Origin of the sequence: Ferrimonas aestuarii, from assembly GCF_005116665.1 — a bacterium.
Lineage (GTDB): Bacteria > Pseudomonadota > Gammaproteobacteria > Enterobacterales > Shewanellaceae > Ferrimonas > Ferrimonas aestuarii.
In genome coordinates, this window is sequence record NZ_SWCJ01000004.1 from 50,199 (window position 1) to 70,407 (window position 20,209).

19 protein-coding genes and 1 riboswitch are annotated in these 20,209 nt (G+C 51.7%); of the genes, 2 read left to right on the forward strand and 17 right to left on the reverse strand.

Annotated features, from left to right (window positions below; genetic code table 11):
* Position 1: 1 nt before the first annotated feature.
* The 13 genes from mshL to thiD all read right to left on the reverse strand — a co-directional run bounded on the left by mshL (position 2) and on the right by thiD (position 11,688).
* A complete protein-coding gene (gene mshL / locus FCL42_RS07195; RefSeq protein ID WP_136862726.1) occupies positions 2–1,669 on the reverse strand; it encodes a pilus (MSHA type) biogenesis protein MshL in 1,668 nt (555 codons plus the stop codon).
* Entirely contained in the window at positions 1,666–1,980 is a 315-nt protein-coding gene (locus FCL42_RS07200) for a hypothetical protein (protein WP_136862727.1), read from the reverse strand. The genes mshL and FCL42_RS07200 overlap by 4 nt, the downstream gene beginning before the upstream one ends.
* The gene (gene gspM / locus FCL42_RS07205; RefSeq protein ID WP_136862728.1) at positions 1,952–2,596 is read right to left on the reverse strand and encodes a type II secretion system protein GspM; all 645 of its coding nucleotides are present in this window, start codon (positions 2,594–2,596) and stop codon (positions 1,952–1,954) included. The genes FCL42_RS07200 and gspM overlap by 29 nt, the downstream gene beginning before the upstream one ends.
* On the reverse strand, positions 2,593–3,189 hold the full coding sequence (locus tag FCL42_RS07210) for a PilN domain-containing protein (RefSeq protein ID WP_136862729.1): 597 nt from the start codon (positions 3,187–3,189) through the stop codon (positions 2,593–2,595). Before FCL42_RS07210 ends, gspM begins: the two co-directional genes overlap by 4 nt.
* On the reverse strand, positions 3,179–4,039 hold the full coding sequence (locus tag FCL42_RS07215; protein WP_136862730.1) for a type IV pilus biogenesis protein PilM: 861 nt from the start codon (positions 4,037–4,039) through the stop codon (positions 3,179–3,181). Before FCL42_RS07215 ends, FCL42_RS07210 begins: the two co-directional genes overlap by 11 nt.
* Positions 4,040–4,161: 122 nt before the next feature.
* The gene (locus FCL42_RS07220) at positions 4,162–6,087 is read right to left on the reverse strand and encodes an EAL domain-containing protein (RefSeq protein WP_136862731.1); all 1,926 of its coding nucleotides are present in this window, start codon (positions 6,085–6,087) and stop codon (positions 4,162–4,164) included.
* Between the two features lie 189 nt (positions 6,088–6,276).
* Positions 6,277–6,909 carry a thiamine phosphate synthase gene (gene thiE / locus FCL42_RS07225; protein ID WP_136862732.1) on the reverse strand — a complete coding sequence of 211 codons (633 nt, stop codon included), beginning with the start codon at positions 6,907–6,909 and terminating at the stop codon, positions 6,277–6,279.
* A gap of 9 nt (positions 6,910–6,918) precedes the next feature.
* A complete protein-coding gene (gene thiM / locus FCL42_RS07230; RefSeq protein WP_136862733.1) occupies positions 6,919–7,725 on the reverse strand; it encodes a hydroxyethylthiazole kinase in 807 nt (268 codons plus the stop codon).
* A gap of 14 nt (positions 7,726–7,739) precedes the next feature.
* The gene (tenA, locus tag FCL42_RS07235; protein ID WP_136862734.1) at positions 7,740–8,402 is read right to left on the reverse strand and encodes a thiaminase II; all 663 of its coding nucleotides are present in this window, start codon (positions 8,400–8,402) and stop codon (positions 7,740–7,742) included.
* 8 nt (positions 8,403–8,410) lie between these two features.
* Positions 8,411–9,349 carry an ABC transporter substrate-binding protein gene (locus FCL42_RS07240; protein WP_229359804.1) on the reverse strand — a complete coding sequence of 313 codons (939 nt, stop codon included), beginning with the start codon at positions 9,347–9,349 and terminating at the stop codon, positions 8,411–8,413.
* 14 nt (positions 9,350–9,363) lie between these two features.
* Entirely contained in the window at positions 9,364–10,125 is a 762-nt protein-coding gene (locus FCL42_RS07245; RefSeq protein ID WP_136862736.1) for an ABC transporter permease, read from the reverse strand.
* The gene (locus FCL42_RS07250; protein ID WP_136863034.1) at positions 10,112–10,870 is read right to left on the reverse strand and encodes an ABC transporter ATP-binding protein; all 759 of its coding nucleotides are present in this window, start codon (positions 10,868–10,870) and stop codon (positions 10,112–10,114) included. Before FCL42_RS07250 ends, FCL42_RS07245 begins: the two co-directional genes overlap by 14 nt.
* Positions 10,870–11,688 carry a bifunctional hydroxymethylpyrimidine kinase/phosphomethylpyrimidine kinase gene (gene thiD / locus FCL42_RS07255; RefSeq protein WP_136862737.1) on the reverse strand — a complete coding sequence of 273 codons (819 nt, stop codon included), beginning with the start codon at positions 11,686–11,688 and terminating at the stop codon, positions 10,870–10,872. Before thiD ends, FCL42_RS07250 begins: the two co-directional genes overlap by 1 nt.
* 59 nt (positions 11,689–11,747) lie before the next feature.
* Positions 11,748–11,845, reverse strand: a riboswitch (TPP riboswitch).
* Positions 11,846–12,100: 255 nt separating this feature from the next.
* Here thiD and FCL42_RS07260 point away from each other — a divergent pair.
* Positions 12,101–12,586, forward strand: coding sequence for a VOC family protein (locus FCL42_RS07260; RefSeq protein WP_136862738.1), 486 nt, complete (start codon positions 12,101–12,103; stop codon positions 12,584–12,586).
* Between the two features lie 48 nt (positions 12,587–12,634).
* Here the strand turns inward: FCL42_RS07260 and FCL42_RS07265 are convergent, their stop codons facing one another.
* From FCL42_RS07265 to FCL42_RS07280, 4 genes are all read right to left on the reverse strand, one after another.
* Positions 12,635–12,931: a DUF3325 domain-containing protein gene (locus FCL42_RS07265; protein WP_136862739.1), complete on the reverse strand. Its 297-nt coding sequence runs from the start codon at positions 12,929–12,931 to the stop codon at positions 12,635–12,637.
* On the reverse strand, positions 12,931–14,514 hold the full coding sequence (locus tag FCL42_RS07270) for a PepSY-associated TM helix domain-containing protein (protein ID WP_136862740.1): 1,584 nt from the start codon (positions 14,512–14,514) through the stop codon (positions 12,931–12,933). The genes FCL42_RS07265 and FCL42_RS07270 overlap by 1 nt, the downstream gene beginning before the upstream one ends.
* Positions 14,515–14,518: 4 nt before the next feature.
* Positions 14,519–14,821: an iron transporter gene (locus FCL42_RS07275; protein WP_136862741.1), complete on the reverse strand. Its 303-nt coding sequence runs from the start codon at positions 14,819–14,821 to the stop codon at positions 14,519–14,521.
* Positions 14,822–15,002: 181 nt separating this feature from the next.
* Positions 15,003–16,805, reverse strand: a complete 1,803-nt coding sequence (locus FCL42_RS07280) for a methyl-accepting chemotaxis protein (protein ID WP_169308319.1) — start codon at positions 16,803–16,805, stop codon at positions 15,003–15,005.
* Positions 16,806–17,768: 963 nt separating this feature from the next.
* On the opposite strand from FCL42_RS07280, the gene FCL42_RS07285 reads away from it, so the two are divergent.
* Positions 17,769–20,207: a TonB-dependent receptor plug domain-containing protein gene (locus FCL42_RS07285; protein ID WP_169308320.1), complete on the forward strand. Its 2,439-nt coding sequence runs from the start codon at positions 17,769–17,771 to the stop codon at positions 20,205–20,207.
* Positions 20,208–20,209: the final 2 nt, after the last annotated feature.

Sequence of the window (20,209 nt, forward strand, 5' to 3'; positions counted from 1 at the left end):
TTTACTCGTTAGGGTACCAATTGTTGATAAGGCTCTGAGATTGACGCAGTTGCTGCTCCCAAGTGCCTGGCTCAATGATCGTTGGCTTAATCAAAATCACCAGTTCCGTCTTGGACTCGCTCTGAGCAACGTTAGTAAACAGCGCGCCCAGCCCGGGGAGATCACCCAGCAGTGGCACTTTGGACTCAACGTCTTTATTCACGGTTTTCATCAATCCACCGATCACCACCACATCACCACTGCGGGCGCGAATCATGGTGTCTGATTCGCGGATGTCACTTTGGGCCAGTGGCAACTCCAGGGTGTCGTCTAGCACGTTGATGGTCTTCACCTGCTCCGTGATGTCGGTGACCGAAGGATGGACATGCAGCAGCACATCGCCGCTTTCGGAGATCTGCGGGGTTACGTCCAATGCGATGCCGGAGAAGAACGGCGTCAGTTCCACCTCAGGAGAAGTGACCGGGGTGGTAGACGCCACTGTGGTTGATGAGATCTCCGTAACGAAGTACTCATCGGTGCCCACTTTGATCACCGCTTTCTGGTTGTTGGTGGCAGTCACTCGCGGACTGGACAGCGTATCCACATCACCCTGAGTATCCAGCAAGTTGATCACCGCGGTGAAATCGCTGTTGCTGAAGTTCAATGTGGTCACGTTACCAATGGCGCTGGAGATCTGATCCGTAAGAGTTCCTCCGGAGGTTCCACCGCCAACCAAACCAGTGTTACCACCATCAGAGTTGATCAAATTCCACTCGATGCCCTGCTGGAAACCTTCATTGAGGCTTACTTCAAGAATCCGAGCTTCCAGAATCACTTGGCGTTGCAGGTGGTTTTCTGCCGTGTGTAAAAACTCTTTTACCTGACGAATTTCATCAGGGAAGGCACGTACGGTCACCAAACCAGCCTGCGGCAACATCACCACTGAACGCCCTTGACCGGTGCCGATAAGGGATGCCAGCGTGGTTTGCAGATCGGTCCACAGATCATTCTCATTTCGAGTTTCAATGCGGGTACCGTTATAGCTGCTGTCACTGTTACTGTCTGAATTGCTGTTGTTATTGCTGCTATTACTGCTGTTGTTGGAGCTGCTGTTATTGTTGCTGCTGCCGCTGCCGTTGTTCTGGTTGTCGTCAGTCAAACGACCAGAGTTCACACTGGTCACCGAGACACCATTACGCTGCATGTGCAGGTAGTTCACCGAGAAGGTCTCTGTGCGCATGCCCGTTGGGTAGATCTGAAGCACCTTGCCACTGCGGCGCACATCGTAGCCATAGATATCTTCCACGGTCTTGAGCACCTCATCCACCGTCACCTGTTTCAGGTTTAGGGAGATGGTGCCACTGACTCCGGGATGAATCGCGGCGCTGTATGGCGTGCCTTCCACCAAACTGGCAAAAAACGCCGAGGCTTCCACACCATTAGCGGCCACATCAATACGTGGCATGGTTGGTGCCAGTTTCGGTTTTGCAGGCAACGCTTGCAGCTCACTGGCCACGCTGGCAGGCAGTGGCGACGGTGGCACCACGGCGGGTTTCTTCGCGGCATTGACCGCTTCGGTAAGCACTCGCTTAGACTCAACGGGGTCCTGACGTCCGTGAGGCGTAGACTGACACCCCATCAGCAGCAGTGAAGGCAGTAACCACAGCCCGATTTGATACCTAACATTCATAACGATTTCCCTAATTTCGGAAACAGTACCAGTTCTCTGCCGTCACTTAGGCGAACTCGGTCTCTGGTGATGGTGCTAATGGTGGATCCCATCAAAGGATCACTTTCTCGATATTTTTCGCCACTCACCACAGCAATTCGGGACTGACCATTGATTAAAATGGACTGCAGAACCCCAGCATTGGGTGACCGCTTTTCAACGCTGGCGCTAGGTTGCATCCAACTTGGAGGCCGAGTCGGATCCTGTAACGGTTGAGCCTGAACACTGGCGCACAGCAGCAGGCTAGGAATCAAAAGAGCGCGAACCAACACGTATTAACTCCTTCTCGGTACCTAAGGTGTAAATCTCTAATGTCATCAATGCATTGGGGTACGCATCCACCCGATACTCGACACTGTGCCAATAAAACTGTTGTGGCAATGCTTCCATCGCCTTCAACACTTTCATTAAATCAAAATATTTGCCGCGCAGTTGCAGCGTTAACCCATGCTGATACAGCCCTTCCGACAGCGCCGTTGGTGTATTGGATACCAGGGAGACCAACTCAACATGGCGGGTGCTTACCAACATCTGCGCCAATACCGCCGGCATCTGTTCCGGCAGAATTAATCCCATCACTCGCTGACCAAGTGCCTGCTGTTTCGCTTCAATTTCATGGTTCAAGGCGTCAATCGCGTTGTTGTCCGCTTCGTTGACGTCCAAACTCAAACGATCGCTGAGCTCCAACACTTGAGCACTGTACTCTGGCAATTGCTGCTGCAGACTGCTGATCTTGCGCTTCTGGTTGTCAATCTCCAACCAACGAGGTTCCAAAACCAAGGTGTAGAACAGCAGCAGGATAACCACTGGCAGCGCCACAAAGATCATCAACCGCTCGCGGTCACTCAGCTCAGAGAATTTGGTTTGTAGTTCCTGCCACTGCTTCATGATTGTGGCTCCTTCAACTCATGGCCAATGGCAAAACTGAAAGGGCCATTAAGGTCGCCAGTTAAACGAAATTCGCTCAACGACTGCCCTTGCAATGAAGGCTTTTGCCCAAGCTGATGCAACCAATTGGGTACTGCATCGGCGGTCTGAGCCATCCCCTTCATCGACACCCCCTCTTCCGCCAATTTGAAGTGTTGCAGCCACACTTGGTTATCGCTGGCTTCAGCAAGGTCGCGCATTAGGTTAGAGAAGCCAGGGTTGGCCATCACACTGCGGTTGTCCAGCTCATCCGCCAGTTCCGTCAATGCTTGGCTTTGTCGCGTTAACAGCTCTATCTGCTGCGCCAGACTTTGATCCGGTTTGCGCGCCGCCACTTGCTCGGACAGGGTTTCGATCTGACTCTGCATCCGTTTATTTTGACGCTCATAATCTGAAATCAGATCCTGATTGCGGTCAATTTGCTGACCCAGAAAAACCTGCCCAGCCACCAAACCCACTAAGGTCACCACCAGCACGATGGCCAGGTTAGTCAAGCTGAGGCGCTGCTTTTTCGGCAGCAAGGATGCATTGAAGAGATTGACTCTACGCTTCATCTCTTACCTCCAACGATTCAAGGCTGGCCGCCAATGCCAGATTGTGCTGGACGCTCCTATCGAGGCTGGTCAATGAGGAAACGGGCAGGTCAAACATGGTCTGAATTTGTGGAGCCAACCACTGCTGAATGTCCACGGGCAGCAACAACGACAACGCCGTTGGCGGTGCTAGCCTTAACTGCCGGTCCAGATAATCCAACGAGCGCTGCATCTCCAGAATCAGAGAATCAAACTGCATCTGGCGGTCCAGTTCCGTTTGCCCCTCTTTAAACTCGATGCCACTAATAGGACGATTGAAAACGAACTCGCCCTCCATCGACACCACCAAGTTCAAACTCTGCTCTTGGGTTTGGCACAGCAGCATCTGTGGGGTGGGCTCATTGGCCAGTAAGTTGGTTAAGGCCAACTCCTCAATGGTGATCAATTCCGGCGTGATTTTCAGCTTATCCAGCGCCAATACCATCGGCTGAATACGACGCTTATCGGTAACCACCACTTGAAGTTTGGGAGCGCCTGAGGGCTGATGTTTCAACTCAAAGTAGTCGATGAGTTGGTGCTCTAATGGGATGTTGGTGAGATCTTTTACCGCCCAGGTTAAGGCAGCACTGAGTTCATTCTCCTCCACATTGGGTCGGTCGATGCTGATCACTTCATACAGCTCGCTGCTCAGCGCCAAGCGTAAGCCGATACCACGCTTAGGAAGCGAGGCAAGCGCCGCTTTCCAGCTATCGACGCTGTTGATTTGGGCCGGAGTAAACGCCAGCGAATCGGTTGCCAAATAGCATAAATTGCCATCGACAAACCCTCCCAGAACCGAACTCTGGGCCTGCTTTTTTGAAAACAGCGCCATCTTCACCACCCCAAAGCGATACCTTGATATTGTTATGATGCCCATGCTCTCACATGGGGTTTAAAGGCGAATGTTATCACAATTCGCCCAGTTTTAAGTCGTTCCTACTCTAGTACGGGGTATTACTTGGTGATGGGAAACGCCCGTTTCAGATCATCCAAGTTATCCGTGGCGTGCCCAGCAAGGGCTCCTTGATAGCCACTCACATCCAGCATTTGTAACCGCTGACGCTCTGCAGAGCTCTCTACACCTTCGGCGTAGATCTTGACTGGATGATACACCAAGCTGCGCACTAAGCTTCCTATAACTAGCTGATTCTCCGGCCTTATATGTATTTTTTGCGACAAGCTGGCATGCAGCTTAATGATATCGATGCCGAAGTTTTCAATGTAATCGAGGGATTCCACCGTCTGGCCAACCCCATCCACCGCCAGCAAACAGTCGGCGCTTTTTAGCTGCTTAAGTGGTCCAGCTAGCTCATCGGCGTGGGTAACCAGCTCCTTTTCATTGAGCTCCACAATCAGCTGTTGGCGGCGACTGCTGTAACTGGCGAGTAGCATCTTAAGTCGTTTGATAAAACGGTCGTGCATCAGCGACTGCGCTTTAACGTTCACCGACACCGCTGCTGGCCACTGCTGATCCCGAAGCTGCCTTAGGGCAATCTCGATCAGTCTCAGTTCAATCTGAGGCAGCAAACCACAGCGCCAAGCCATTGGCCGATATAGGCTTGCCCGAACCAGCTCCCCTTGGGCATTACGCATGCGGCTAAACACCTCTAGGTGTTGCAGCTTGCCCTGCTGATTGACCACAGGTGCCATCTCGGTCACCAAGCCATCGCGGTTGAGGGCATTCTCAATCATGCTGCGCCAGCGAACCGACCCCTGAGCCAGTTCCCGATCGACGGCGCCTTTGTCATACATGAACCAGCCGCTGTCTCCCTGAAGCTGTGCCGCTCTGAGCGCCATCTCCGCTTCGGAGATCACTTGGTCCACCTCATCACCGCGGTTGTAGTAGGCCACACCGATGTGCACTGCCTCATCCTTATCAACCCCTTTGGGCAGGTTCAGCAGTGGAATCGCTTTAACCAACTTAGCAATTAGGGTTTCGCCATCTTTCAGAGGCAATTGAGGTATCAAAATCGCCAACTCTAAGGTTGAGCGACTGGCAAATACCGCATCAAAATGAGTGCTTAAGATCGGCTGGGCCAGCTCAATAAATTGTTTAATCACCGTCAGTTGGTTGTGGCCATCTTCTCCCTCAAGGCCATCAAACTGAACCAGCAACACCATCCCCTGCTGACGCATCTCCCCCTCTTTAGCGAATGCGTGCAGGCGGTGTTCGAAGAAACTGCGGTTGCCAATGCCTAAGTTGGCATCGAGAAAAGTGTTGGCGCGAATGTAGTGATCCAGACTCTTCTTGGCTTCTCGCTCATGGCGCCAGCTTCGATACAACTTACTTATCGCCCGAGAGGCACTGATGGGGCGCTCCCCTTTTTCAGCGTGGGCCGCAGCCTCCATGTCACCCTCGAGGATGCGCCTTGTCCTCGCCGCTAGGCGCTCAACCCCATCCATCTCACTGGACAGCCAGAAAAACCCGACCACCACCATCGCAAACGCCGCCACCAGGCCAGCAGCAATAATGGCGAACTCTCTGGCACTAAAGCCGCTGATGATCCGAGGCTTAGGCATGGTGATGTGCATCCGCACTTCGTTAGACAGGCGCACGTCATAGCTGTTTTGCCGTTTTTGTTGGGGATAGGGCGCTTGCCAACGATAGAGATCGTCGCCATCTAGGCTGAGCCTGAATCGTGAAAATTCGTAACTCAATAGCAGATCCGGCAACCATTTATCTAAGGCACTCAGATCGGCATTACGAAAAAACTGGCGCTCCATGGTGGCCGCCATGTACTTAACATTCTGTTCTTGTGTGCGATTAGCATGAGAAAACGCTGCCGTCCATGAGCTGGCCAGCAGTGCTAATACCACTATGGTCAGCGACGCAATCCAAAATGCGATCAATCGCTGGGTTTGTTCCCTGGTTTTCTTCATTACCAACCCCGATCCAGTCGTTCACCACTCCCTGGCAATCATGCTGTCATCCAGACAGGATCAAGGTATCGAAAAAACACAACTAAATCTAAGATTTAATTCGATATTCGCTGAAAAAGTCCGGTTTGTGCACCGATCCAAATTCAAAACCAAGTGTGACTTAAGAAGCCATCGCACCACAGTTAATAGTCAAAGCCGATGAAACGCATCCAATAGCTGTTTTGACGCTAGTCTGGGGTTATCGGAATGGCAGATCGCCGAAACCAAAGCAACGCCTGCACAGCCGGTGGCGGCCACCTGTGCCACGTTGTTGAGCGTCAGGCCGCCAATGGCCACCACAGGCAGAGAGCACTCCTTTACCGCTTGAGCCAACCCCGCCAAGCCCCAGTGGGTTTTGGTGTTGGTTTTCGTTGGCGTAGGAAAGATGGCACTCAGGCCGATGTAATCGATGGGCAACTGGCGACAATCGGCCAGTTGCTGCTCGGTTTCAATGGAGAGCCCGAGGATCTTATCCGGGCCGATGAGCCTGCGCGCCAGCGTCGCCGGCATGTCACTTTGCCCAAGGTGTACCCCATCGGCATCCACCGCCAGAGCGACATCAACGCGGTCGTTGATGATGAGCGGCACACCGCTGCCCAACAGCGCCTGCTTTAGGATCTTAGCCCGGTCAATGAACGCTCGAACGTCGCCATGTTTCTCTCTAAGCTGAACCGCAGTCACTCCACCGGCGACCGCTTGACGAACCACCCACTCCATCTCCTCGATGGACTGATGGTCATCGGTGACCAGATACAAAGCGTACGGGTGTTGAGTCGCAGCCATCATGCCCCCTTAATTCACTACCGAGAGCTTTAACCGAAGCTCCAACTGTTCCGGCGTTAACTGATACAGCTCGTCCAGCAAGTTCACCTGCAAACTGCCAGGGCCCGCCGCATGGCTGGAGGCCTCCTGCCCCGCCACTCCCATGACCGCAGTGGCAGCCAAGCCCGTAGTTTCACCAATGGCGGCAAAGGCACCGGTGATGGCGGTATGAGAACAGCCCATGCCGGTAACAAAAGGCATCAGCGAGTTGCCGTTTTCCAACTTCACTACCTCGGTTGCGGTCACCACAAAATCAGTGGCACCTGAGATCACCACGTTGGCACCATAACTGGTGACCAGAGCCTTAGCAGCCATCACGGCACTTTGGCTGCTGTCCAAGGCGTCAACGCCTTTAGACTGAGCCTGTGCCCCAGCCATCGCCATGATCTCAGAGGCGTTGCCACGAATAGTCAGCTTGTTGGCAAGCTCAGCAAAGTCTCTGGCGGTATCGGTGCGCAATCGGCTGGCACCACAGCCAACTGGGTCCAGCACCACGGGTTTTCCAAACTCATTGGCTTGCTCGATGGCAAAGCGCATGCGCGAAATCCAGTGGCTGTCCAGCGTACCTATGTTGATCACCAGCGATCCGGCGAAGCTCATCATCTCCGCCATCTCTTGCCGGCTATGCGCCATGATTGGCGATGCGCCGATGGCCAGCAGTGCATTGGCACTGTTGTTCATCACCACATAATTGGTCAGGTTCACCACTAAGGGCTTTGCGGTACGCAGCTGCGTCAGCGCTTCACCAATTTTCTGAATGCATTCATTGTGATCCATGAACTTACCTCTACCTAAAGACAGGCATCAATACTCTGTTGCCAGAAAGCCACTTCCATACGCGTTGCGGTGGCGAAGATGGTTTTTAACTGATTGCCTCGCACACTATCAACATCTATCTCTGCCAACAATGTCTCAAGGTGGTCACGACTGCTGCTCACTCCAGTTTGGAACTCATCTCCCCCATAGAGGGCAAGCCAGCTGCCATAGGGGTTTGAGTCTAGGTCGATTTCGCTGTGAAACCGTTCTCGACCAATCTGCGCATACCCTAAGGCGCAGGGCGCTAAGGCAACGTACAGATCGGTGGCGTCTCCTTGGCAACCACTGTCCAGTACATAACGGGTGTAGGCTACGGTGCCAGGCGCTTCCGGCGTTTGCTCCATCGCTGCTTCGCTCAATCCCCACTGCTCACAGTAACTGACGTGATGGGCAATTTCGCTGTCCAAAAGCGCCTGCAAACTGGGCAGCCCATGGCGCATCTCAGCTAGGGTGCGCGCTTTGTAGATCGCCAGTGCGTAGGCGCGGGCATACTGCTTCAAAAACAGAAAGTCTTGCTGCAAGTAGTGTTGATACACCGCTTGGGGCAAGGTACCCGCCGCCAGTTGTTCAACAAATGGATGCTGGGTATAAGCTTGCCAATCGGATTGGCAATGCAGAATCAGGTCTTCAACTTTCATGACATCCCCTACGGCTGAATCACAAACTTAAGGGCAGGAATCGGTTTTTCAATGACTCCGTGCTTAGCCATAAATTGGCTGAAATGGTTGTAACCTTGCAGATCCATCGCCCCAGGGCGCAGGGCAAACCTCGGCAAGGTGTCTCGCCACGCCAATCGATTCAGTTCGGTATTCAAAGTATCTGGCGCGTAGGCCACAAATTCTTGCCAAGCTTGCTGAGGATGGTTGGTGATGTAAGTGACCGCTTGCTCAAGCGCAGCATTGAAGCGCCCTAGAGCATCGGCATCATAGTGCTCTGCATTCGCCACTACCACCAACTCATCGTAGTTTGGCACCCCATGCTCTTCTGGGAAAAACGCCCTCGCCGGGTGCCCCTCCAACGCCAACTGATTGGTCTCAAAGTTACGCAGGCCACCCCAGATGGCATCGACTCGGCCGGTTGCTAAAGAGGATGAGAGTGCCCACCCCACGTTGACGATCTTTACCTCATCGTATCGTATTCCAGCACTGGCCAGCATAGTGCCAATGGTCGCCTCTTCATTGCCGGCAATGGCAATGCCGATGGTTTTGCCTTTGAGATCGGCCAAGGAGCGAACGTTGCCCTTCTCCAATACCATGAGCGCATTCAAAGGGGTTGCGATCAGCGTTGCCGAACGTACCAACGGCAGTCCCGCGGCCACATCGATGGTTAAGCTGGTTTGATAGCTCACCGCAAGATCCACTTTCCCCGCCGCCACCAATTTGGCCGGTGTGCTTGGATCCGCAGGCTCTTGAATGGTGACATCTAGCCCCTGCTCTGCGAAATAGCCCTTCTGCTGGGCGATCACCACTGGGCCGTGATTAGGATTTACAAACCAATCCAGCATCAGAGTCAGTGACCGATTTTCAGCGACGGCCGAGCCACTCAGCAACAGCGTGATTAAGGTTAAACCTCGAACTAATTTCATCTTCATCTTCTTGTTTAATAGGTTGAGTGCCACCAGATGGCACGTCGTAATAAGCGATCAGTCACGAAATAGAGCGTCACTGCCATCGCCGCTAAAACAAATAGGGCTGCAAACATCTCATCAATGTGCATCCGAGCATTGGCTTGCAGCATTAAATAGCCTAAGCCAGCACTGGAGCCCACCCATTCGCCCACCACGGCTCCGATGGGTGCCACCACCACTGCCACTCGAATGCCTGACGCTAATGCAGGCATGGCGGCTGGCAGCCGAACGTGCCACAACAACTGCCAGCGACTGGCCGACAGGGTATTGGCCAGATCCAGATACCCTTGAGGCGTAGAGCGCAAGCCGTCGTAACAGCATGTGGTTACGGGGAAAAAGATAATGATCGCCGCCATCACCACCTTGGAGGTGATGCCATAGCCCAGCCACAGCATCAAAATTGGCGCAATGGCAAACACCGGAATCGCCTGACTGGCGATCAAAATTGGCAGCAACCAGCGCCTAAGTGGCGCAAACAGCAGCATCTGCAGCGCAAACACCAGCCCCATGACCAACCCCAGCATCAGCCCCAACAGAATCTCCTGGGCCGTCACCCAGCCATGCTCAATAAGCACCGGGTAACGGGTCACTAGCTTGGCCAGTACCGCTTGTGGACTTGGCAAAATGAACGAGGGAACCTGAGTAAAACTCACCACCGCCTGCCACAGCCCCAACAACACCAAGGCCGTAATAAGTAAACGGACTCCGGAGCCAACGCCCTTAAACGAGTTCATCGACCGCCTCCGGTTGCAGTTGCTGTAAAATCTGCTGTTGCAGCGCCGCCAACTCACCATCGAGCACTCTTGGCGCCGCTGTGTTAGGTAGCCTCAGCGCCACAGGCATCGCCGGGCGCCCCTGCAGCACATACAGCCGGTCTGCCAGTCGCAACGCCTCTTGGGGATCGTGGGTGATCAGCACCACGGTTTTGTTCGCCAACAATTGGGCCGCCAGATTTTGCAAACGGTGGCGAGTTACCGCATCCAAAGCAGAAAAGGGCTCATCCATCAGCACCAACGGTCGGTCTTGCATCAAGGTTCTCGCCAGCGCTACCCGCTGTCTCTGCCCACCGGACAACTGTTGAGGGTAAGCGTTCACCAACTTGCCCAAGCCAACCTGCTGCAGTAGTTGTGTCGCTCGCTGACGTAAATCACGTTGACTGTCCCCTACCGGAGCAAAGCGCTCGGCCACGCAAACGTTATCCAGCACGCTCAGCCAAGGCAGTAGCAGATCTTGCTGAGCCATGTAAGCCACCCGGCCCGAAAGCGACAAACCGTCATCGGTACGAATCTCTCCGTCACACTTTGCTTGCTGATCCAATAGACCAGCAAGCGCCCGCAGCAAACTGGTTTTGCCGCAGCCACTGGCACCGACAATGACGCTCCACTGACCGGGGGCAATACACAGGTTCAAGTCGTCAAATACGGGATCCTTATCGGCTTCATAGCGCAATCCGAAGCGCCAAAGCTCGATGCCGACCATCAACGGTTTAGCGCATAGAAGTGGTGCACCGGGCCATGGCCTCGACCCACACTGAGCTCATCCGCATGGGCGATGGCGTCACTGATGTAGCGCTTAGCCTGGGTTACCGCCTCAATAAGGTCACTCCCCTGAGCCAGATAACAAGCGATGGCCGCCGACAAGGTACAACCGGTGCCGTGAGTATTGTTGGTTGAGACTCGCGGCGAACTCAGGCGTCGACACTCTTGGGCAAGAATCAACAGATCCGTCGCCTCTGTGGTCTGCTCTAGGTGCCCCCCCTTCAGTAATACCGACTTGCAACCTAAGGCGCGCAGCCCACCGATGCATTGCTCCATCTCCGATTCAGAGCTCGGCACAGGCACACCCAAAAGCGCCGCTCCCTCCGGAAGGTTGGGGGTGATGATGTCTGCCAGAGGCAAAAGCTCCGATTTGAGGGTATCGATGGCCGAGTGTTCCAGCAGCAGGTCGCCGCTGGTGGCCACCATCACTGGGTCCACAACCACGAATTGGGGTTGGTATTGGCGAAGCTTAGACGCCACCGCTTGAATCACCGCACTGTCAGCCAACATGCCTATCTTGACCGCAACCACATTGAGATCGGTGAACACCGCATCCAACTGCTGCTCCACAAACTCAGGAGTCACCGCAAAAATGCCCGACACCCCTAGGGTGTTTTGAGCCGTCAGAGCGGTTATCACTGAAGCGGCATACCCTCCGGTGGCGGAGATCGCTTTAATGTCTGCTTGAATGCCGGCGCCGCCGCCACTGTCAGAGCCAGCAATGGTCAACACAATTGGAGTAGAGGTGGAACTAGACATGGTGTGGCCTTCTCATTGCGCAAGAAACCAAAGCCAGCACCTACGCCACAAAGGCGTGTTGAAGTGGATCATTAGTTCCCTACGTCAGAATTAACTGTTTCAGGTTCAACGGGTCCCGCATCTGCGGTCTCAGCACTAAGCTCCCCGACTAATTAAGAGCAGCCCTTTCGGACTGCCAGAGCACACGTTAGGCGATCCATGAGCCGGTTCGCAAGTCTTTCTCACTGGAACTCCATCCTTGGCCATGTTTTTCTCTACTCGGCGGTCACTTTAGCCACGAATCTGAATGTTTCCCTTTAATTTTGATAAATTTTTATAATCATAAAAATCAAAATTGATAATTTCATAAAATCATACCCTCTCCCTATACTGCCCTCATCAACACAAACACTGAGACATTTTGGAGCGCACTATGAAGATGAGTCACGTAGGCATCATGGTTGGCGACATGGACAAAGCCATCGAATTCTATACCCAAGCACTGGGCCTAAACGTTGTTATGGGCAAGAGTGAAGTACTGGAAGAGCGTAAGACCGCCATCGGCCGCATGTGCATCGCCGTGTTCGGTGAGAACTTTGAAAGCTTCAACATTGCCCACTTGCTGACCTCAGATGGCATTGGTGTTGAATTGTTCGAGATGAAAAATCGTCAACAACGCCACGAAGTCGATTTCAACCGAATCGGTATCTTCCATTTCAGCTTGGAAACCGACGATTTCGAAGGCGTCATCGAGAAAACGATCAAGTTTGGTGGCAAGCAGCGTATGGATGTCATGCGCTACCACCCAGAAGATGACAGCAAACCAGCGAAGATGGTTTATCTGGAAGACCCGTTCGGCAACCTGTTTGAACTCTACTCTCACTCCTATGCAGAAACCTACTCTTCCGAGTACGAGTAATCCAAATACAGACTAAACAGGGTTGGCCAAGAGCCAACCCTTTTCGGCTTAAGTGGACTGGCGTCGCCGCAATTGCTTTCGCTCGGCCCTTAAGGTCAACATAAGGGCTAGGCTTAAGGCGACAACCGTCATATCCCCAAACCAGAACAGCAATGCCAAGCCTAGGTTCATCTGCAACAGGCACCAGCCAAGGGCAGCAACTAAGGCCGCAGAGCCTAACCACTTAAGCAACAGGCAGCGCCGCTCAGAGGGCCGGCTTCCGAAGATATCTCGATAGGTCGCCACCGAGCTCAGGGCAAACAGGGAAAATGCCACCACATTGATAAAAGTCAGTATCAGCAACATTAAGAGCGCTCCTCAGCCATCGCGACGTCAGCCTTTGAATCAGCGCGCTTGCTGTAACGGGCGACCACCAGCAAAGCGGCACCGATCATCAACGCCATCACATCCACCCAAGCGATGAACCACTGCCCGCTGGCGATGTTGGAAATTAGATTCTGTGAGGAGGTCACGCCATTAATCAACGGCACTCCCAGCCACAACGCGGCACCGACTAAGGACGCGCTGCGCCAGCGAAGGCGCCCCACAAAGGCCAGAATGAGTGTCGCCGCCAGCCCAATAAAAAACAGATGAATCTCGGCATCGTATCGAGCCGAATAGCTTGCAGGAATCAAACGGTTGGCCCACAGATAACAGGCCCCAGCGATGGGCAACCCAGCGATCACACCCAAATTAAGGTTGTCCGTGATAAACAGCCCCTTAGATGGCTTAGCCCCTGTAGCCAGCTGCTTTTGCTGCTTCTGGCGCAGTTTTTTACTCCACAACAGTGAACCGGTGGCCACCATAACAAACCCAAGTACACCGCTGATAAACAGCGCAAAGCGCAGCATTGGCGTCGCAAACCGGCCTGCATGCAACCCGATCATGGTTTCATACGCTTCACTGACGGAGGAAACCGCACCATCAGAGCGACCTAGAAATGCACCGGTGACGCCATCAAAAAACAGTCTCGGCTCACTGTCACTGACTCGGTTATCGTTGCGCAGAGTCACCTGAATCTGACTGCCCGCTTGCATCGGCGACTGAATTCGAATATCGCGAATCGGTTGCCCCTGAGCCTGTTGCTCAATGTGGGGCAGCAAGCTGCTAACCGACACCAACTCCGTGTGCTCCGCCGTCGAGGTCATTTGGACAATCTCCGGCATTAAGTCCGCTCGTAACGCGCGGCGGTCACCCTCATAGGTCGCCTGCAGTACTGACGGCATATACATAAACATCAAGGCGATCAGGCCGGTATAGGTGATCATCAGGTGATAAGGCAGAGCCACCACACTGGATAAGGTGTGTCCATCGAGCCAAGAACGCGTCCCCTTCTTAAGACGCAGCGCAAAAAAGTCTTTGAAGATGCGCTTATGGATGACGATGCCTGAGATGATGGCCAGCAGCATCGCCATGGTCGCCAACCCCACCAAGTACCGAGCTAGCGCCACAGGCAGATAATGCAGATCAAAATGAAGCCGATAGAAAAAGTGCCCACCCTTGGTTTCCCGTACCTCGGTGATCATCGAGCCATCGGTCGCCACGATGTGTTCATGGAATTTCCCACGTCGCTGACCCTCTAGTGGTTTATCCTGCCAGCTAAAACTGACGTAGGGCACTCGGTGTGTTGGTAAGCGAAGCATCCAGCTTCTGGCATCTGGAGCCACCTGAGCCAGATAATCTTGACCCTGTTCTAAGGTCTGCGCCAGAGGCACCTGCGCGTATGTCTGCATTACATTAGTGTGCAGTTCAGGCTTCATCCATAGGCTAATTTCATAACGGTAATAGCTGAGTGTGCCGGCAAAGAACACCAGCAGCAGCAACCAAGAGGCCAACAAGCCAGTCCAAGTGTGCAACCAGGTCATGGTGCGGAAAAAGGTCTCTTTCATTCGGCTAATTTCCCTTCAACCACAGGCCAATAACACTGAGCAGAGTAACGCTCAACAGCACCGTCCAAGCACGGCGCTCGGAACGAACCGAAAAGACATAGATGCCCAACGTTGCCCAAATCAAAAAAGACAACATCATCATCAATAGGGTGCTGTCCGCTTTATGCAGGGGAAGTGCCAATGCAATGGCAGCTGACACCGCAGCAGTGGCGATGTAACCGCCAACGGTGGCCGCTAAGGTTCGACGCACCACTGTCCAAGGTGAACCATTTTGTTTAGGGGGTTTAGGAGTTGAGACTGCACTCATTCTAATTTCGTTATCGCGCTTACAGGTTTGCTGGCGAGTTTACATAAATGAGATGAGTATGATAATGATTACCATTGCCAATGCAATCTGAATGTGATTCCGATCGCACTAATCACTAAGGCACCAAAAACAAACAATAAAAAAGCTCGCTATGGGTAGCGAGCTTTTCCACCATTTACAATTACGCTTTAAAAGATGCTGCAAGGGTTTTCAATCGAGTGGAGATCTGATGCAGTTCATTACAAGACAGTTCCAACTCCTTGGCACTCTCCGTGGACAGGGTATTGATTCCCTTAATAGCTTCAATATTAGAAGAGAGCGTCTGCACAACATTTTGCTGCTCCTCCGTTGCCGTTGCGACCAACATATTCATGTTGGTGATGTTACTGATCGCATCCGAAATAGAGTCCAAGGTACTGGCAGCGTCGTCAGAAGCCTTGACCCCTTGGTGGGTGTTTTCAGTACTCAACGCCATGGCATCCACGGCATCTTGGGCTCCTTGCTGGAGTTGACTGATCATCTGCTGGATCTGATTAATGGAGTCTGCAACTCGGCTCGCCAGAGTACGCACCTCGTCCGCCACCACCGCAAAACCGCGACCATGCTCTCCCGCCCGCGCTGCTTCAATGGCAGCATTGAGCGCCAATAAATTGGTTTGCTCAGAGATTGAACGTATCACTTCCAAAATCGAACCAACGTTGTCGGTATTGGCCGCCACGTTGTGAATGATTCCAGAGGTGTTGCCAATCTCTTCGGCAAGCTGATTGATGGTGCTTTTGGCTGTACCCACAATCATCTTGGCATTGGCGGAGCTGTTATTCACATCCTCTGCTGACGTTGAAGCCAGAGAGGCATTGCTGGCATTCTCAGTAATGGTAATGCCCAGTTGATCAATGGCCATAGCCATCTCAATGGTTTGCTGGTTTTGCTCCTGGTTACGCTCTGACGCCAAACCCGCTTTGTCCATCAATGCCAAGGATGCTGCGTTCAACGCCTCGCCAGTTTCAATGATCTCCAATACCGCTTGCTGAATTTTGGAAACAAAACTATTGAAGCCTCGGCTCAAGTCCGTTAACTCATCCTGGCGATCCGCCAAATCAATTCGGTAGGTGAGATCGCCATCCCCTTCGCCAATATCAAGGAACACTTTCGTCACTTGCTGAAGAGGCTTATTAATGGAGTTGGCAATCACCAGCGCCAAACCAATTGAGACCACGACAATGGCGACGACAATCCAGATCACCTTGGCAAAAGCTTGGTTCAATGACTCAAAAATTTCCGATTTTGGCACTTGAGCAATCACATACCAGTCCATCAACGGGATATACTCAGCCGCCACGATGTAATTTTGACCATCAAAGTGGGTTTCAGCATAGCCAAAGCCAGATTGGCTTAATAATTGGCTACTGATGCCGCTCTGATATAGATCGTCCAGCTGCCGACCCACAATCTGCTTGCCCTGATTATGGACCTGGACAACACCTTCGGCGTCAACCAAATAAACAAATCCAGTTTGCTCCAGACGAAAGCCATTAATACGCTCAATCATATCTTCCAAGCTTCGAGATAATCCGGTTACCAAGCCCGATTCCGACAGCGTTTTATAATTGACGTAGATGCGGTGTTCATTCTTCTCAGCACTGGAATATATGTTGATCTTACTTTGCTCAACATCATTACGGAATTTGAAGAACCACTTATCACGCTCGGGCTGCATCACCCGCAGGAAACCGTTTTGGTTCCAGTAATGCCCAGTTTGCTTGTTAATCGCTGACACATCACTTAAATCATATTGACCGGCAATGGCACTCAGTATCGAAATGAGTATCTGCTCATCCCCCTCACTTAACTGGTCCGGCTCTGACAATATTCCCTGTACATAAGGATTCTCAGCAAGTTGTTCTGCAGCAGAAAACAGTGGTGAGATTTCACTTTCTATATCAGAGGTAATACTAGTTAATACCGCTGGAAATTCAGAATCCATCAACCTTGATTCCACTAGTGAGTACGACTCACCACGAATCAAGAAACTAACTAATAATGCGGGAATCACTGCAGACAATACTAATGACACAAGCAGCTTTTTTTTAATTGTCATTTTTATGGCGGGCATTTTAGATCTTATCCTCGAAATAGCAGTAGCCACGATACCGTGATTTATCCGCTATATTCCAAACGGCTCTAAGGGGAATTAAAAAGTGCATATTACTGATTCTTAGAGCCTGCGGTCCTTAGTTTCATCGAACAATGCTAAATGAAATACAGTTACACATCAACCAACAAGACGCACACTTTTGACACAAAAACAGTAGAATTATTGACCTAAAAATACACTTAAGAAATCAAATTACGCCGAAACATCACTGACAAGACAAGTTAAGACCTATTAAGAAAGGAGGGGGGGTTACTACTAAGCTTCAATGAAATTACTAGTATTTTTATTAATTCTTGCCCGAAACTTACAGTGATTCATCTAAACATCACGATATGAGATACGCGTCAAACTGCAGAACTGGACGTTATTTAAACGATCGCTATTCAACTAAATAGAAAAATTTCGAAATACCAATAATTAGACTTGCCAAATATTGGCATCAATTGTCTAAAACACTCAATAAACTACTTTAACCTACCCAATATTGCATTTAAGCCTCTGTACCGTCACTTTCACCAAAAACCTTCCTTCATGGTCATCGCCCCCCTCTAAAACGCGTCTTCCTATACCTATTTTCCCTAAGCCTTAGAGCGTACTCTTCCTGAAATCAGCAGATGACGTGGAAGCTAATAGGTATACCTGAGACTTAAAACCAAGAAAAATTAATAGGATAGATATTACATTTTTTGATCCAGATCACACAAAAAGTAATGCAAATCATTATCGTTTGGATCATCACTTTACCAAGAGCATAATCCTGCACAAATGATAATGATTACCATTAGGTGCATGATGAAACCGGTTCGAATCCCCTCCTTACTAGCAGCCAGCATCGGCTTAGCCTTATACGGCCCGCAGTTGCTCGCCCAAGACGCACTTCCTGTTCTTGAAGAGACCCAAACTCAAACCGTTGAACAAGCGGATGGTCTACTCATCGATCGCGCAGACATTGACGCCAAACCCATGGCCAACTCCACTCTGTCTCAGCTATTGAAAACTCAGCCTGGTATTGCCATTAACGATGCCACCGGTTCAGTACGCGCCGGCGATCTGGCTCCTGAGGAGATCTCACTGGCTAACGCCCGTCCCCACCAAACCAACTACATGATTGGCGGCGTGACCACCAACAACATCACCACATTTAAAGACTCCGACAGCGCTGGCAGCCTAGGCGGCCACACTTCTGGCTACTTCTTCGATACCGATCTATTGGAATCCGTGGAAGTGATGGATCGCAATGTTGATGCAGAATTCGGCAGCTTTACCGGTGGTGTCATCAACGCTGAACTGCGTAAGCCAACCGATACGTTCGAAGCCGAGTATAACTATCGAATGACCGATAGCAGCTGGAACAGCGATCCTAAACTCGATGAAGATAATGGCGATCTGGAATCGCCAGTTTGGGGTGACGGCCGTTACCAAGACAAATACCAAAAGCGTTTCCACAACCTATTCGTTGGCGGCGGCGTTAGCGAAAATCACAAACTGGGTTTTGGTCTCAGCCTACAGGAATCAGACATCCCCCTGATTTACAACGGCGAACGTAAAGATCAGACTCAAACCAACACCAATATGTTCATCAATCACCTAGCAACCCTAGGCGCTTGGGAACTGAGCAATGAGTTTCGCTACTCAGAGTTCACCGAAGAACGTTTCCTAAACGACACCTTTACCAATGAAACTGACGAAAACAGTGACTACGAAAATAGTCATTCTGGTTTTGGTTTTACCGTTAAGCTAAGTCGTGATTTCGAATTAGGTCACTGGCGCAATACCGTTGCCTTCGACCAGTTGAAAGACGAACGAAGTGCAGACGTTGACTACTACAAAACCCATTTTGACTACCGCACCGGTTTCAGCATGGGTTCCGAGGGCTCCTACGGTAACTTAGATCAAACTCAAGACAGCACTAAGCTAAAGTCAGCTTTTGATTTCAACGACATCTTTACTGGCGACGTGCGCCACAGCATCACCGTGGGTGCCGAAGCGACTCTTCACTCCGCTGAGGGTAACTTCCACAACGACTTCCACACTTTCTCTCAATTTAGCAACGCCGACGGTACCGTTGAGCTAGACAACTGGGTAGTGACCTCTGCGGGTAGCTACAAAGCCGATGCCAACCAATACGCGCTGTTTGCCACCGATACCATCGAGTGGAACAAACTGACGGTAGACCTTGGCCTGCGTGCTGAGCACATGGATCTCTTCGATCAAACTGTACTGGCACCTCGCGTGAAGGGCAGCTGGGACTTCGAAACTGACCGCACCAACCGCTTGAGCCTAGGTGTGTCCCGTTACTACAGTGGCAGCCTGCTGGGCTGGGCTTTAACTGCAGAAAAACGCGGCATGCAAGCCAACTACCAAGATTGTGTTGCCAGCATTGATGCCGACAACGTTAGCCTGAACCCGAACGATTACGTTTGTGAAGGCGCTACTCAGTATCAAAAGATCAACCTAAATCAAGCAGAAACTCCATACTCAGACGAAGTGGCGCTGAACTACGATCTGCAGCTTGGCAACATAGTCATGAATGCAGGCTACCTATTCCGCATGCAGCGTGATGGTCTGCAATCGGTTTACAACAGCACCCTTAAGCAAGATGAGCTGTTGAACAACATGGAAAGTGACAGCCACATCTACTCCATCCGTTTCAGCAACGCTCGTAATTACCACGCATTGGGTGGTCAATTCGGCGGCTTTTTGAATTTGGGATACGTCGATTCCAAAGGTTCCGGCAGCGTAACCTCTGTGTATGACAACGAAAACGATCTCAATACCGGCAGCCAACTGGAGTGGGTCGAGCTGGATGGTGAGCTGATGAAGCGTAGCGAGATGGATGCAGGTAGCTACAACAGCGATTTCACCGCCGCGCTAGGACTGAATGCCGCTTGGCCACAATACGGCCTGACTTGGAATAACCTCGTCAACTACGAAGGTGGACGCAAGCTGACGCTGTTCCAACGCCAAGAAAGCCGTGACATCGAGGGCGTTCCAACAGCCGTTGCCGTCATGTCTTCCGCCGAAATGGACAGCCTGATCACTTGGGATACCAAGCTAACTTGGACCCCAAGCATGGCTCACGACCACTTTACCATTGGCTTAAGCGTGACCAACTTACTGGATGAGCAAGTGAAAATCTCCAGCTCCGGCATCGATGGCAATAGCAAATTTACTGATGACTACTACAACAAAGGCCGGGAGGTCTGGCTGAACGTAGGCTTCAAACTTTAATA

What these genes read in the sequence shown, in the direction of transcription:
- mshL (WP_136862726.1), bottom strand. Translation starts at nt 1,669, where the DNA reads ATGAATGTTAGGTATCAAATCGGGCTGTGGTTACTGCCTTCACTGCTG.
- gspM (WP_136862728.1), bottom strand. Translation starts at nt 2,596, where the DNA reads ATGAAGCAGTGGCAGGAACTACAAACCAAATTCTCTGAGCTGAGTGAC.
- FCL42_RS07210 (WP_136862729.1), bottom strand. Translation starts at nt 3,189, where the DNA reads ATGAAGCGTAGAGTCAATCTCTTCAATGCATCCTTGCTGCCGAAAAAG.
- FCL42_RS07215 (WP_136862730.1), bottom strand. Translation starts at nt 4,039, where the DNA reads ATGGCGCTGTTTTCAAAAAAGCAGGCCCAGAGTTCGGTTCTGGGAGGG.
- FCL42_RS07220 (WP_136862731.1), bottom strand. Translation starts at nt 6,087, where the DNA reads ATGAAGAAAACCAGGGAACAAACCCAGCGATTGATCGCATTTTGGATT.
- thiE (WP_136862732.1), bottom strand. Translation starts at nt 6,909, where the DNA reads ATGGCTGCGACTCAACACCCGTACGCTTTGTATCTGGTCACCGATGAC.
- thiM (WP_136862733.1), bottom strand. Translation starts at nt 7,725, where the DNA reads ATGGATCACAATGAATGCATTCAGAAAATTGGTGAAGCGCTGACGCAG.
- tenA (WP_136862734.1), bottom strand. Translation starts at nt 8,402, where the DNA reads ATGAAAGTTGAAGACCTGATTCTGCATTGCCAATCCGATTGGCAAGCT.
- FCL42_RS07240 (WP_229359804.1), bottom strand. Translation starts at nt 9,349, where the DNA reads ATGAAATTAGTTCGAGGTTTAACCTTAATCACGCTGTTGCTGAGTGGC.
- FCL42_RS07245 (WP_136862736.1), bottom strand. Translation starts at nt 10,125, where the DNA reads ATGAACTCGTTTAAGGGCGTTGGCTCCGGAGTCCGTTTACTTATTACG.
- FCL42_RS07250 (WP_136863034.1), bottom strand. Translation starts at nt 10,870, where the DNA reads ATGGTCGGCATCGAGCTTTGGCGCTTCGGATTGCGCTATGAAGCCGAT.
- thiD (WP_136862737.1), bottom strand. Translation starts at nt 11,688, where the DNA reads ATGTCTAGTTCCACCTCTACTCCAATTGTGTTGACCATTGCTGGCTCT.
- FCL42_RS07260 (WP_136862738.1), top strand. Translation starts at nt 12,101, where the DNA reads ATGAAGATGAGTCACGTAGGCATCATGGTTGGCGACATGGACAAAGCC.
- FCL42_RS07265 (WP_136862739.1), bottom strand. Translation starts at nt 12,931, where the DNA reads ATGTTGCTGATACTGACTTTTATCAATGTGGTGGCATTTTCCCTGTTT.
- FCL42_RS07270 (WP_136862740.1), bottom strand. Translation starts at nt 14,514, where the DNA reads ATGAAAGAGACCTTTTTCCGCACCATGACCTGGTTGCACACTTGGACT.
- FCL42_RS07275 (WP_136862741.1), bottom strand. Translation starts at nt 14,821, where the DNA reads ATGAGTGCAGTCTCAACTCCTAAACCCCCTAAACAAAATGGTTCACCT.
- FCL42_RS07280 (WP_169308319.1), bottom strand. Translation starts at nt 16,805, where the DNA reads ATGGATTCTGAATTTCCAGCGGTATTAACTAGTATTACCTCTGATATA.
- FCL42_RS07285 (WP_169308320.1), top strand. Translation starts at nt 17,769, where the DNA reads ATGAAACCGGTTCGAATCCCCTCCTTACTAGCAGCCAGCATCGGCTTA.